Origin of the sequence: Fibrella arboris (assembly GCF_041321095.1) — a bacterium.
Lineage (GTDB): Bacteria > Bacteroidota > Bacteroidia > Cytophagales > Spirosomataceae > Fibrella > Fibrella arboris.
On sequence record NZ_JBGGWE010000009.1, the window covers coordinates 139394 to 153973 of the forward strand.

Genomic DNA, 14580 nt, shown 5'->3' on the forward strand with positions numbered 1-14580 from the left:
CTACCGACTAAGGCCCAGACAGGCCCTGTAGCGCGTTTTTCATACCGAAAGATGACTTTTCAATGTCCAGAAACGGACAGTTTCAGTACGACGCCGGACAGCCCTTTGTGACACGGTTCTGTCAATTCGCTAGTAGGGAAACAGTTGCTTTACGCGCTGTGTGTGGCCTCGCGAGCTAGGCCCTTCGACCGAAGCCACACACAGCGTCAAACGCCTAACCATAAAAAAAAAGCGCTGCCTTGTGAGCAGCGCCTTTTTTTTATGGTTAGGCGAGCTTACTCGCTGCGCAGTGAGTTTATCGGGTTCATCAATGCCGCCTTCACTGATCGGTAACCGACGGTCAGCATCGCGACGAGGAACGTACCCAGCATAGCCAGCGCAAACACGTCGACGCCAAGGCTGATCTGATCCTTGAAGGTTTGTAACCACTGGCTCATGGCAAACCAGGCCACCGGCATGGCCACAGTAAAAGCGATCAGGATCAGGCGGGTAAACTCCCCGGCAAAAATCCAGATGATCTGTCCCGTGCTGCTGCCCAACACTTTACGGATGCCAATCTCCTTGGTTTTCTGAGCCGCCATAAACGATACCAGCCCGTATAAGCCCAAACAGCCAATGAAAATGGCAATGGCCGCAAACGCCTGAATCAGTTTCAGCATCAGCGTTTCGGTCTCGTAGAATTCGGCAATCTGATCATCGAGAAAGGTGTAGTCGAATACCTGATCGGGATGCGTCTGACTCCACACCCCATCCAGCGCGGTGAGCGTCGTCTGTGCCGTCGACAAATCGATTTTTACGGCGTAGTACTCATAATTTTTCAGGGCCGTGCTGATACACATGGGCAAAATATCCTCATGAAACGACTTGTCGTGAAAATCGCGAATGACGCCCACAATCGGCCCTTCAAACTCCCCGTCATTCAGGCTTATCAGCTTACCCAGTACCTGTGTGGGGGCAGAGAGGTTGAGCTTACGAACAAACGCCTCGTTGACCACAAATTCCCGCACCGAGTCGGCAGGATATATAGTCCGACCAGCGACCAGTTGCAGGTCGAACATCGGAATAAACTGATCGTCGGCCGCCCGGACGTTGATAGCGAACGGCTCTTCTTCCGGCCGGTTGTCGTAGCGGGGCGAGGTGGTCCAGTTGCTGTTCGACGCGGGAGCCGCCTGGCAAAGCGATACTTGTTTCACGCCCGCCAGCGCCGAAAAACGGTCGGCGACGGCGTGTATCGTTTGTGGTTTCGAATCGGTCGCCAGCGGCACCATCACCACAGCGTCTTTATCAAACCCGACCTTCGACTGCTGGGCGTAGCGCATCTGGCTGGCAATGACAATGACGCCGATGATCAATATCTGCGAGATGGCAAACTGCGTGATAATCAATGCCCGACGGGTATTAAACCCACCGATAGCCTGCTGCGACAGGCGCCCTTTCAAGGCCAGAATTGGTTGAAAGCCCGCCAGAATAAGGCCCGGATAGGCCCCTGCCACGAACGTTACCAACGCCGTCAGGCCCAGCGCAAACAGAGGCAACGGCCAGCCAGAGAACAGATTGAGGCTCAGGCGGGCCTTGAACCAGTCATTGACAAACGGCAGCAGGGCCAGCGAACACAGCAGGGCAATCAGCAACGCCGTTGCGGAAATCAGCGCCGTTTCGGTGATAAACTGCCAGAACAATTGCCCCCGAACGCTGCCCAACACTTTTCGCACACCCACCTCTTTCGATCGATTCAGCGCCTGCGCCGTGGCCAGATTGATGAAGTTGACGCAGGCCGTAATGATCAGAAACAGCCCGATACAGGCCAGCACCCACAGGTTCGTTTTGGTCATGGCACCGCCATAACGGGCATCGAAGTGCACGTCGGCCAGGGGTTGTAGCTTGTAGTGGTGCACATTTTTACTGGTTGGCCGGTATTGTTTTACATACGCGGGCATCACCGCTTCAACCTGCGCGGGCATAAGGCCGGGGCGTAGACGCACATAGCATTGCATGGCGCTGGCGATACCCCCCCACGAATCGTCGCTGGCCAGCCAGTCGTCGTACTGCCTGAGCGTACTGTACGACGCAACGATTTCAGCCCGCTGATCAGTGTTGATGGGCAGGTCTTTCAAGACACCCGTAATGCGCAGGTCAATCTTGTTATCCATCCGAATGACCTGATTGATCGGGCTGGCATCGCCGAAATACTTGTGGGCCATGCGCTCGGTCAGAACGGCCGTGTTGGGTTCGGTCAGGGCGGTTACCTTGCCGCCGTTGGTCAGCGGGTAGTTGAACAGGTCGAAGAAATCCGTTTCGGCAAACGCGACGCCTTCCGGCTCTTTGTATTTGGCAATCGCCGGCCCCTGCTTCACCGTAATCAGTATATCGTCGAACGTAGCCACGCGGGCCACCTTTTCGGCAAACGTGTAGTCGTTGCGGAACACCTTACCCAATGGCGCAGGCACACTACGCGAATAGCCGATCGTTTCGCGGTGCTGTTCTGTCACGAAGCGGTAAATCCGGTCCGACTGGTCGTGGAAATTATCGAAGCTCAGGTGATAGGTGATGAGCGTGAACAGCAGAATGCCGCAGGTCATGCCCAGCGCCAGCCCAGCCACGTTCAGTAGCGAGTACGTGCTGTTGCGGGTCAGGTTGCGGAAAGCGATTTTGAGGTAATTGCGAAGCATAGCAGGATGCAGAGATGAAATGGGTTCGTAGTCGGGTTGGGGTTGTTTTCGTCGGCGCACGAAGGGTGGCAGTACCGACACCACGTTGAGCACGTACCTGAGCGTGGCCTGGGACTGGCCCGCCCGCTCGTGCCAATAGGTGTAGAGTTCGGCGAGGTCGCCCTCCACTTCCTCCAGCGTATCGGCGGGGTGTAGCCGGGTCAGCAGCCAACGTACCCAGCGCGGTGGTGTTGGTTTGTGCGCCATCGGTTATTCGCTGCGTAAGCTTTTTACGGGATTGAGTAAAGCGGCTTTGATCGCCTGGAAACTGACCGTCAGCAACGTGATAAGAACAGCGCCAACACCCGCCAGAGCAAATACCCACCACGACAGTTGCGTGCGATAAGCGTATTGTTGAAGCCAGCCGTCCAGAAAATACCAGGCAATGGGCGCGGCTACGAAGAAGGCGATGAGCACCAGCATCACAAAGTCTTTAGCTAGCAGGCTCCACAGATTCAGCACCGTTGCGCCCAACACCTTCCGTACGCCGATCTCTTTGGTGCGTTGTTCAGCCATGAACGAGGCCAGTCCAAACAGGCCCAGGCACGAGATCAGGATGGCCAGGACAGTGAAAACAGCAGCGAGTTTGCCGATGCGCTGCTCTGCCGAAAACTTGGCAGCAAAGTCCTGATCGACAAAGGCATACTGGAATAAAGCGGAAGGCACCATTTTTTTCAGCACAGCTTCGATTTTAGCCAGCGCTTCCTGCGGACTGGCCTTTGGGTCGAGCCGTAGGTTCAGGCGGGCGGCTCCCGCATAGGTAGCATCCAGAAAATACATCCCCCGTTTCACGGGTTCATACGGCGACCGCATAACCATATCCTTAATAACGCCGATGATTTGCCGCTTTTTCTTGCCCTCGTCAAACGTTACATACTCGCCAATCGGCAGTCCGCCCGCGCCGGCTACCCGGTTGCGATTTTTCAGGTTCAGGTAGTTGGCGGCCGTTTCGTTGATAATAACGGCGCTGGAGTCTGTGGCGAAGGCTTTCGAGAAGTCGCGGCCTGCCAGGAATGTCCAGCCCGCCATCGCGCCAAAGTCGTGCGAAATCTGGGTTATCGAAAAATCCGATTCCGCCTTAGGGTCTTTGTTTCTCCAGTTGAACCCACCCATATTATTCCAGACACTGGTTAGCGGACTTGACGAATAGGCCACCCGCACAACCAGACCCGTATTGAGCAGTTCGCGCTGAATGGCTTCTTCCTGCCCTTTGTAGTGGGGATCGTTCATAGGAATAGACAGCAGCCCTTCCCGATCGTAACCCACGGGTCGGTTTTGGGCGTACTGAATTTGCTTGTAGACCACAACAACGCCGATAATCAGTACGACGGAAACCGTGAACTGCACCACCACCAGTACCTGGCGGGGAAGGGCAGCCATACGCCCAAGCCGAACTGAACCTTTGAGCACCTTGACCGGCTGAAACGACGATAGGTAAAAAGCCGGATACAGGCCCGCCAATAAGGCCGTGGTTCCCAGAAAAACCACGCTGATACTCCAGAAATAAGGGTTGCTCCAGGGAAACGTCAGGGTTTTGTCGGCCAGCTCATTGAACAACGACAACGACAGGGCAACCAGCAGCAGCGAACCAGCAAAGGCCAGGCAAACCACCAGGAAGGATTCGCTCAAAAACTGGTTGACCAGTTGTGACCTGCGGGAGCCAACCGCTTTCCGAACCCCCACCTCCTTCGCCCGTTTCTCGGAACGGGCCGTGCTCAGGTTCATAAAGTTGATGCAGGCCAGCAGGAGCACAAAGCCCCCCACGATGCCAAACAGCCATACGAAGGTGAGGCGACCGGGGGCTGGCAGGCCGTCTTTAAACTCCGAATACAGATGCCACTGCTGCATGGGATACAGGAAGAGGACAATCTTGTAGTCTGTCGCATCCTGAACCAGGTCTTTAGGCAGATTCTTGCGGTAAAAATCGGCCAGGGCCGCATTGGCCGACTCGAAAGTAGTGTGATCGGCCAGTTGGACCAGCACGGAAAACGAGCTGTTTCCCCAATCGTTCTCTACGTTTTTAACCCAGTCGTTCGAGGAGACCCACAGCGCCCACGGAGCAAAAAATTCGATGTGGCTGAAGTTGGTGTTTGGCGGAAGATCCTCGTACACCCCGGTTACCGTCACGTTCATACGGTTATCGATCGCCAGGGTTTTGGCAATCGGGTCTTCATCACCAAAAATTGCCCTGGCCATCGACCGGGATAGAATAATGGAGTGGGGGGCATTCAATGCGGTTCGGGTGCCTTTGAGCATCTTCAGCGAAAGCATGTCGATCACACCACCCTCAATGAATTTGCCGCGGCCCGTCAGTTTTTTCTCCGTCACCGAGAGGGTATAGTCGCCATCCCAGAAACCCAGCAGGATGTGCCTGAAATGCTGCCCATACCGCGTTTTCAGGGCCGTACCCAGCGGAATCTGGCTGGCCTCGGTACCCCGCGTGATCCCCGTGGCAGGTTCTGTAGCATAGTGCCGCACCTCCGCAATCCGGCCGTAATTGGCAAAATGTGTATTGAATGATAGCTCGTCGTACACCCACAAACCAATGAGCATGGCCACGGCCATACCGATGGCCAGCCCGCCAATGTTGATGGCCGAATAAGCCGGACTCATTTTGAGGTTGCGGAAGGCGATTTTGAGGTAATTGCGAAGCATAGCAGGATGCAGAGATGAAATGGGTTCGTAGTCGGGTTGGGGTTGTTTTCGTCGGCGCACGAAGGGCGGCAGTACCGACACCACGTTGAGCACGTACCTGAGCGTGGCCTGGGACTGGCCCGCCCGCTCGTGCCAATAGGTGTAGAGCTCGGCGAGGTCGCCCTCCACTTCCTCCAGCGTATCGGCGGGGTGTAGCCGGGTCAGCAGCCAACGTACCCAGCGCGGTGGTATTGCCTGGTGGCGCGGAGCCTGGGCGTTGTGGTCTGGCCGGGTCATAAGCCACTGAGTTGAAGCGATTGGGGCGGTATCAGTTGCCAGAGCTCCTGCCGCAGTTGCTGAATTTCCTGCAAGGCACGGCTCCCTGGCGCCGTTACCCGAAATAGTCGTTTGCGGCGACCACCCCGTTCGGCCGTGGCGCCACCGAGTTCGGAGCGTACAAAGCCTTTCTCTTCCAACCGGATGAGCGTGTTGTGTACGGTGCCGAAGGTGACTACCCGGCCCGTATGCTCTTCCAGCGCCTGACTAACCGTAACGCCATAGCCTTCGCCGCCGAGAATCGCCACCATCAGCAGCACCACTTCTTCAAATTCGCCCAGGTACGTTCTGCGCATCGTCTTGTTCTGATTAGTCTCTATTTTATCGTACAAATCGATGGCCAAAAGCGCCAAACGGCCTAAACAGGCTAATTTGGCGCTTTTGGCCATGTATTCCGTTTAAAAACTGTCCGTTTCTGGACAATGGCTGTCCTGATTAGGTCAGGCGTCAACTTTAACTTACTAGCAATTTGATTGGCAGTTAGCAAATACCTGATTACCTAACCCTCAGGCCATAAAGTATAACTAGTCGATAAAAGTCTGGCCTTTCTGGTAAAGGGGGAGATGGACAGGCATTACGTCGAAAAAGCTGAAGAACGGCTAACTTTAGACTAAATCATATTGTTACATAGATCATATTCCTATTCTTCCTAAATTTATTTGTAACAAAACAAAGAATCCGACTTTCGAGCTTTTAATTGATATACAGCTATTTACACAGATAGGCCGATAAAGTACTCGACAATAGTATATAACATTTTTATACATTTGTAACAGCAATTTCCCAACCTACTTATGAGGACCCCCAACGAATCGGTCGGCTGGAATATCCGCCAGTTTCGCGAGCGGCTTAGCTTTAATCAGGCTAGCGTAGCTGAGTATCTCGGCATTAACCGGGAGCAGATCAGCTATTACGAAACCGGTGCCCGCCCCGTCTCAACCGATCACCTCCAGCGTTTAGCCGACCTGTTTGGCATCGACGCCTACGACCTGCTCGAAGCAGATAGCGCACAGCAGCAGGCCAATACCGCCTTTGCCTTTCGGGCCGACGAACTAACGCCAGAGGATTTAGCCAGCATGGCATCGTTCCAGCGGATTGTTAATAATTACCTTAAAATGAAGAAACGGTTGAACCATGTCGACTAAATTGAGAGGCATGAAGCTATCGCTGGAGAAAACGGCCAGCGAATTCAGGCAAACGCACGGGCTGAACGATCGCCAACCCATCCGACTGCGTAGTTTATTGCAGGATTTAAACGTCCAGACCGTCTTTAAACCACTGAGCGATACATTTTCGGGTATGGCGATTAAAACAGGTTCAGAACGGTTTATGCTGGTTAATAGCAAACAGATACTAGCCAGACAGCACTTTACCATTTGCCACGAGTTGTACCATCTGTTTGTTCAAAAAGAATTCACCTCACGGATTTGTAACCCCGGCCAATTCGATTACCGAGACCCTGAGGAATTGAACGCCGATTGGTTTGCTGCCTACCTGCTCATTCCACGCGATGGCGTTTTAATGCAGATTACCGATTGGGACGAATTAGACAAAAACCAGATCAGCCTTGCCACCATCATTCATCTGGAACAGTTTTTCTCCTGTTCCCGGCAAGCCCTGCTCATCCGTCTGGAAGAGATTGGACTGATTGATCGGGCCTATGGTGAGCAGTTCAAATCAAATGTCAAACGCTCAGCCATCCAATTCGGCAAATCGACCGAACTATATGAGCCCGGTAACCATAATCTGACCATTGGCGATTATGGAACAATGGCCCGTGAACTCTTCGATTCCGAACAAATTTCAGAAAGTCATTACACAGAGCTTCTGCTCGACTTAGGCATTAGTCTTGATGAGTTAACAACCGATCATGCCTAAAATTATCTTGGTAGATGCTGATGTGGTATCTCATTTCGTAAGCGCCGGTGAAATCGTCATGCTCCCCAGCATCTTTCCTTATCCCGTCAAACTGCTCGACAAAGTCTATACTGAGTTGGAACGCTGGCGCGACCGAAAGCGGGAAGTAGACAATCTGATAAATTTTAAGCTCCTTGAAATTATACCCTTCCCCGACGACAATCCAGAGATCGTGAAAGAATTCTTCTGGATACGAAAAATGCTGGATAAAGGAATGGGCGAAAGCGCTTGCATGGCCGTTGCTCGCTATACAAAGGATATACTCGCTAGTAGCAACCTCAAAGACATAAAGAACTATTGTGAGAGGCATAAGATAATGTACCTGACCACAATGGACTTTTTATGTTATGCCTTGTCGACTGGCTTGTTTGACGAGAGCCGGTGTAACGCATTTATTCAGGCTGTTCGAAGCAAGGGGCAAAAACTCCCTGTCGGTACTATGAATGCCTACACATGCCGCGACTTATCTCAGCTATCAGACTAGCTATTCACTCCGCAAACTTTTTACGGGATTCATCAGCGCGGCTTTGATGCTCTGGAAGCTGATCGTGAGCAGGGCAATAACCAGCGACAACATACCGGCAAAGGCGAACATCCACCACCTGATCTCGATCCGGTAGGCGAAATCCTGGAGCCACTGGTTCATGGCCCACCAGGCTACCGGCACCGCAATGATAATGGCGACAATGACCAGTTGAATGAAGTCTCTGGCCAGCAGCTGAATGACACTGCCCACACTCGCCCCCAACACTTTCCGAACGCCGATTTCGCGGGTACGTACCTGCGCCGTGTAGGCCGCCAGCCCGAACAGGCCCAGGCAGGAGATCAGGATGGCGATCGACGCGAAGATGGTAAACAGCATTCCGGTCCGCTGCTCGGTTTTGTAGAGATTGTTGAACACCTCGTCCAAAAACGAGTACTCAAACGTGTAGGCACCGTTGTACTGCTTCCAGGCGCGTTCAACCGTAGCGATGGCCTGGGCAGCGTCTTTGCCGGTCGTTTTAACGTACATCGACCCGGCCTGTTTTGTGTCGTAATAGAAGATGGCGGGCTCAATCTTCTGCCGCATCGACGCGAAGTGGAAGTCTTTCACCACGCCAATAATGGTGCCCTCGTGCTTCCACAACCGGAACCGCTTCCCAATCGGGTTGTTGATCCGGGCGGCTTTTACGGCGGTTTCGTTCAGAATGAAATGCAGCGAATCGGCCACGGCACCCGTAAAATTGGCCCCTTGCGTCAGCGTCATATTGAAGAACGGAATGAAATCCTTGTCGATCGACATGGGTCGCATCATCATGGTTTCGCCCGTTTGTTTACCGTCCCAGGCGTTATCACCGGTCTGGCTACCCAGGTCAACAATGTTGGCGTTCGACCGCGTCACGGCCGCCACCCCCGGCTGGCTCAGCAAATCGGCTTTCAACACATCATACTGCTTCATCATGTCGCGCATGTAGAAAGCGAACACGTGCGTCTTGTCGTAGCCCAGTTCCTTCGAGCGGATGTACTGCAATTGATTGCTGATGATGAACGTACCGGCGATCAGCATCACCGACACGGCGAACTGCACCACCACCAGCACTTTCCGAAACGACGCCTCGCTCAGCCGATTCGACACCTTCCCTTTCAGCGCTTTCAACGGCTCAAACGAAGACAGCAGCACCGCCGGGTACATACTCGACGCCACCAGCGTGCCCGCAATGGTGAGGCCAATGACCAGCCAGATCTGATAACTGGCCACATCCAGCACCAGCGCCTTACCCGACAGTTGATTGTAGAGCGGCAACAGGACCGCCATCAGCCCCAGCGCCAGCACTGTGGCCAGACCAAACAGCAGGGTGGTCTCGATCAGAAACTGCGTGAACAACTGCGACCGGGCCGCCCCCACAATCTTACGCATGCTCACCTCCTTCGACCGCAGCATAGACCGGGCCGTGGAAAGGTTGACGTAGTTGATGCAGGCAATGACCAGGATCAGCAGGGCCACAATAGCAAACATGCGCACGGTTTCAATACCACCCTCGGTCCCATCGGCCCGGTACAGGTGCATACTGGCCAGCGGCTGCAACAGGTACGTCAGGTCAGTATCGTCGGGTTTATTGCGGAGGTGAATGGCCCGCAGTTTATCGGCCACGCTGGCGATCGACGCGCCCGGCGGTATCAGCAGGTACGTGTCGTACATGAACTGCGAAAAATCGGAATCGGCCGTTTTTCCGGTCGGCTTACTGCCATACAGGTTGGTGAAGTGCAGCGACAGGGGGAGAAACAGATCGCCGGTGATCGACGAGTTCTTGGGCAAATCCCGGACAACGCCGCTCACCGTAAAGGCTGTTTTGTTGTTGCCCGTCAGCACCTTCCCGATCGGATTGTCATCGCCAAAGTACCGTTTGGCCGTGGTCTCCGTCAGCACCACCGAATTGTTATCAGGAAAGGGTTTCGCCGGATTCCCCTGAATCAGGTTGACATCGAATACCGAGAAAAAAGTGGGATCGGTAAAGAGCGAATGGTCTTCGTTGAACACCTTCCCCTGGTAGCTGAACAGTGTGAATGCGTAGTTATGCGCCAGCCGAACGGCGTCTTTCACTTCGGGCACCTCCCGTTTGGCAAAACCGGCGATTGGCGCCACCGTGGTGGTCCAGATTTGCCGACTACTGCCGGTGCCCGCCCAGTTTTCGAGCCGGTAAATGGAGGAGGCCTGCTTATGAAACCGATCGAAGCTCAGCTCATCCTGCACCCATAACAGGATCAGTATACCCACCGACAGCCCAACGGTCAAGCCCGTGATGTTGATCAGCGAATAGAATTTGTTCTTGAACAGGGTCCGCCAGGCGGTTCTAATGTAGTTGCGTAACATACCAGAGCTGGAATAAACGATGGTCAGACCAATCCACCGGCACGATACGGATGATGGAGGCCCGTCTCTATCTGTCTGTCAAACGCCTTGCCAGACTACCTAAAGCAGCCCTGTGAAGCTACGAAAGGGCTTTTGCAGGCTAATGCCTTCTATTGCGTTGTCCACAAACGGACATACCCCGTACGCTGACGGACTATAGAAGCACTGGCAACGCATCCCACCAGTAGCGCCAGCGGGCCTGGCGCTCGCCGATACGCTCGACCTGGTAGGCAAATTCTTCGTGGAGGTCACCCAGCACCTCTTCGCGCCGGGGCGGCGCCACAAACCAGCGGAGCAGTCGGTCAGCAGCGCGAGGCGGATCGGGCGGTAGACGACGGGGTTTCATACGCTCAAGGTAGGTATAAGTGTTGCCTGTAACCGGTCCCACAGGGTGGTCCGCACGGTCTGGATCTCCTGCAAGGTGCCCTGCCCGTAGGCCGTCACACTGAACAGCCGCTTGCGCCGCCCACCGCGCTCGGCCGTGGGGTCGCCCAGCTGTGAGCTGACCATGCCTTTGGCTTCCAGCCGCTGCAGGGCGGCATGGATCTGATTCAGCCGGACGGACCGGCCACTCTGCTCGTTGATCGCGTGGGTGATGGCCACCTCGTAGGCCTGATCCTGCCGGGCCAGCACAGCCGCCGTCAGGAGTACCACCTCTTCAAATTCCCCCAGACAGGTCCGTTTCATGCCCCAGTGATTAGCTCCACTTTTGCTGATCAAATGCAGTGCCACATCCAGCCAGAGGTCCACAGAGCCACTAAAGGCGTTTTATAGCCCAAAAGCACCCATCGGCACTGTCCGTTTGTAGACAGTCGATGTACGTTTTCACGTCCCGTCAGGGACCCAGCATTGGCAAAAAAGCCCGACCCGTGTAAACCCGTCCCGGTAGGGATATAAAATTGGTAGAAAAATGGGTGGCAGGGCCGTGTAAATACGTCCCGTTAGGGACATAACATCGGTAGAAAATGGGGGCTGGTTCATGAAAACCCGTCCCGGCAGGGACATAACATCGGTAACCCTAAACCGATATTGTGTCCCTGACGGGACGGGTTTGTACGGGTCTGGCTTTTCTACCGATGTTATGTCCCTGACGGGACGGGGATGTATGAACCAGACCCCCATTTTCTACCAACATTTTGTCCCTGACGGGACGGGGATGTACGGGCCTGGTATCCATTTTCTACCGATGTTATGTCCCTAACGGGACGTATTCCCACGGCCCTGCCACCCATTTTCTACCAACATTGTGTCCCTGACGGGACGGGGATGTACGGGTCTCGTACCCATTTTCTACCAATGTTATGTCCCTAACGGGACGTATTTTCATGAACCTGGCACCCATTTTCTACCGATGTTATGTCCCTGACGGGACGGGTTTACACGGCCCTGCCACCCATTTTCTACCGATGTCGGGGTCCTGACGGGGCGAGACCGGGTGATGCCTCGGTTCGCTTATTCAGAACGAAGGGACTTGACGGGGTTCATCAACGCGGCTTTGATGCTTTGGAAGCTCACCGTCAGCAGGGCGATGCCTATTGCCAGTAGGCCAGTCAGCGCAAAGAGCCACCACTCAATGTCAACCCGGTACGCGAAGCCCTGCAACCAGTTGCTCATGGTCCACCAGGCCAGGGGGCTGGCGATCAGAATGGCGATACCCACCGGTTTCAGAAAGTCGTTGGACAGGAGCGTGACAATACTGCCAACGGAGGCACCGAGCACTTTGCGCACGCCAATTTCTTTGGTGCGCTGCTGGGCCGAAAACGTGGCCAGCCCAAACAGACCCAGGCAGGCGATGAAGATGGCCAGACCAGCAAAAACGCTCAGAATTGTCTGCTGACGAAGGTCTGTCTGGTAGAGTTTATCGAACTGCTGATCTAAAAAATGGTAATCAAACGGGTAGGCCGGTCGCGTTTCGGCGTATAACCGCTGGATCGCTTCCACGGTGGCCGTCAGGTTACCCGGCCTTAGCTTGATCAGCGCGGCCCGGCGGTCGTCGTTCGGGGCAATCACCAGCGGTTCGATCGCCTCTTTCAGCGACAGGTAGTTGAAATCGTCCACCACGCCAATGATAATGCGGTTCGTGCTGTCGCGCAGGGTGCTTTTAAGCCATTTGCCAACGGCCTGGTCGGGCGTCCAGCCAAGCCGGGCTGCCGCCGTTCGGTTGATCAGGGCAGCGCGGGCCGTATCGGTCGGAAACTGGCCCGAAAAATCGCGGCCTGCAATGATTGTCAGCCCCAGCGTTTTCACGAAATCGAAATCGGCAAATTCCGTTCGGGCTTTCCATCGGTTGGGGTGCGCCTCCACGTCGAACATAAGGCCATCGAAAAAGCCACCGGGTTCGCCCGACATCATCGAAACGGCCTCTACCTGGCTCTGCGCCAGCAGTTGGGCTTTATGATGCAGGAAGAAATTATAGATATCCTCATTATCGATGGGGACCACCAGGGTTTGCTCGTTGGTGTAGCCCAGCTGTTTGTTTTTAAGGTAGCGCATCTGTTGGGTACCAATGGCCGTTCCGAGCATGAGCAGGATTGAGATGCTGAACTGCACCACCACCAGTAGCTGCCTCAGCGACGTTCCCCCTTTGCCCATGCGTAGCTTCCCTTTCAGCGACTGAATGGGCGAAAAAGCCGCCAGCACAAAGGCCGGGTAACTGCCCGACAGGAAACCCACTACCACGATGATCCCAACGAGAAACAGCAGGATCGGCAGCGTATAAACGGCCAGATTCAGGGGGTAGCCCAGCAACTGTTTGTAGAAAGGCAATACCAGCGCCAGCATCCCGATCGAGAGCCCGCACGAGAAGGTTGCCAGCAGGAGCGACTCACCGATAAACTGCCACACCAGATGCCCTTTAATGGCGCCCAGCACTTTCCGGACGCCAATCTCTTTTGAGCGCTCTACCGCCCGAACGGTGGAAAGGTTCATGAAATTGATGCAGGCCACCAATAGAATCAGCATGGCGATCGACAGAAAGATATACACCACTTTTTTGTCGCCATGTTTTACGCTGTCGAAGGCCGCCTGCTCAAAGTAAATGTCGGGTAACGGCGTGAGCGACAGGTTAAAATGAAAGCCTGCCTGCTTCAGGATCTGCCCCATGTATTTATCCATGAAGCGCGGGAAACTTCGCTCAACCTGCGCTTCGCTGACCGTTGGCGCCAGCTGCACATAGGTGTACAGGCCGTTGTTGATCCACACGTTCATCCAGCTCCGGTCTTTGTAGTTTTCCAGCGGCACAACCAGATCAAAATCCAGGTGAGAATTGGCAGGTACGTCCTGCGCAATACCGGTAACTTTCACGGCCAGGTTTTTGTCGATCGTAACGATCTTGCCCAGGGCGTTGTCGATGGTGCCGAAGTACTTTTTCGCGGTCGATTCGGTCAGTACCACACTCGCCGGGTCGGTCAACACGGTAGCCGGATCACCTTTGAGCAGTGGGAAGGAGAAGAACGTGAAAAAGTTAGGGTCCGTATCAAGGATCTTCCGCTCGTGAAACGATTGATTGTCGGACGTGACCAGCGCATCGGTCGGGTTTACGCGCACCGCCTGCGTGATCTGGCCCTTGAAGTCGTTCAGCAGGGCGGGCGCATACGGACCCGACAGGTAGGAGACGGCTGTCTCTTTACCCTCGTTCTGTATGCCCCGCATCACGCGGTAGATGCTTTTCCCATTCTTGTGGAAATTATCGACGCTGAACTCGTTCATGATGAACAGGAAAATCAGCAGGCACACGGTGATGCCCGTCGACAGGCCCAGCAGGTTGATCCCCGAAAAAACCTTGTTTCGGGTCAGGTTGCGGAAGGCGATTTTGATGTAGTTGCGAAGCATGGCAGGACTAAAGGATAAAGGGGATCGGTAGTGGTCAGCATAACGGCTGGACCTGTTGGCTGAGTGGGCCAGTGGCCGCACCAGTTTCAGGGCACTCAGGCTATAACGCCAGGTGGCCCGGCGCGAGCCCTGGGTACGTACCCAGTGGTCGTAGAGTTCGAGCAGGTCGCCCTGCACTTCTTCGGCCGTGTCGGGGTGGGCCCACCAGCGCAGCAGGGTCTGCGCCCAGCGCGGCGGATGGAGGTCAGGCTTCTGGTTATTCAT

The 14580-nt window shown here is 54.7% G+C and carries 10 protein-coding genes; 3 read left to right on the top strand and 7 right to left on the bottom strand.

What is annotated here, in order from left to right:
• Positions 1-275 precede the first annotated feature (275 nt).
• The 3 genes from ACAW75_RS16715 to ACAW75_RS16725 are packed head-to-tail and all read right to left on the bottom strand — an operon-like array spanning position 276 to position 5974.
• The gene (locus tag ACAW75_RS16715; protein WP_370729885.1) at positions 276-2915 is read right to left on the bottom strand and encodes an ABC transporter permease; all 2640 of its coding nucleotides are present in this window, start codon (positions 2913-2915) and stop codon (positions 276-278) included.
• A 3-nt stretch (positions 2916-2918) separates the two neighbouring features.
• Positions 2919-5639, bottom strand: a complete 2721-nt coding sequence (locus ACAW75_RS16720; RefSeq protein WP_370729886.1) for an ABC transporter permease — start codon at positions 5637-5639, stop codon at positions 2919-2921.
• Positions 5636-5974, bottom strand: a complete 339-nt coding sequence (locus ACAW75_RS16725; protein ID WP_370729887.1) for a PadR family transcriptional regulator — start codon at positions 5972-5974, stop codon at positions 5636-5638. Before ACAW75_RS16725 ends, ACAW75_RS16720 begins: the two co-directional genes overlap by 4 nt.
• A 498-nt stretch (positions 5975-6472) precedes the next feature.
• Between ACAW75_RS16725 and ACAW75_RS16730 the strand changes: the two genes are divergently transcribed.
• Genes ACAW75_RS16730 through ACAW75_RS16740 form a run of 3 tightly spaced genes read left to right on the top strand, consistent with a single transcriptional unit; the run spans position 6473 to position 8079 of the window.
• A complete protein-coding gene (locus ACAW75_RS16730) occupies positions 6473-6823 on the top strand; it encodes a helix-turn-helix domain-containing protein (protein WP_370729888.1) in 351 nt (116 codons plus the stop codon).
• Between the two features lie 10 nt (positions 6824-6833).
• Positions 6834-7556, top strand: coding sequence for an ImmA/IrrE family metallo-endopeptidase (locus tag ACAW75_RS16735; RefSeq protein WP_370729889.1), 723 nt, complete (start codon positions 6834-6836; stop codon positions 7554-7556).
• A complete protein-coding gene (locus ACAW75_RS16740; RefSeq protein ID WP_370729890.1) occupies positions 7549-8079 on the top strand; it encodes a hypothetical protein in 531 nt (176 codons plus the stop codon). Before ACAW75_RS16735 ends, ACAW75_RS16740 begins: the two co-directional genes overlap by 8 nt.
• Here ACAW75_RS16740 and ACAW75_RS16745 read toward each other — a convergent pair whose 3' ends face one another.
• The 4 genes from ACAW75_RS16745 to ACAW75_RS16760 all read right to left on the bottom strand — a co-directional run bounded on the left by ACAW75_RS16745 (position 8080) and on the right by ACAW75_RS16760 (position 14580).
• Positions 8080-10446, bottom strand: a complete 2367-nt coding sequence (locus ACAW75_RS16745) for an ABC transporter permease (RefSeq protein ID WP_370729891.1) — start codon at positions 10444-10446, stop codon at positions 8080-8082.
• 193 nt (positions 10447-10639) lie between these two features.
• Positions 10640-10831, bottom strand: a complete 192-nt coding sequence (locus ACAW75_RS16750; protein WP_370729892.1) for a permease prefix domain 2-containing transporter — start codon at positions 10829-10831, stop codon at positions 10640-10642.
• Positions 10828-11172 (bottom strand): PadR family transcriptional regulator, encoded by a 345-nt coding sequence (locus ACAW75_RS16755; protein ID WP_370729893.1) that lies wholly within the window; start codon positions 11170-11172, stop codon positions 10828-10830. The genes ACAW75_RS16750 and ACAW75_RS16755 overlap by 4 nt, the downstream gene beginning before the upstream one ends.
• A 765-nt stretch (positions 11173-11937) precedes the next feature.
• Positions 11938-14580, bottom strand: a complete 2643-nt coding sequence (locus tag ACAW75_RS16760; protein WP_370729894.1) for an ABC transporter permease — start codon at positions 14578-14580, stop codon at positions 11938-11940.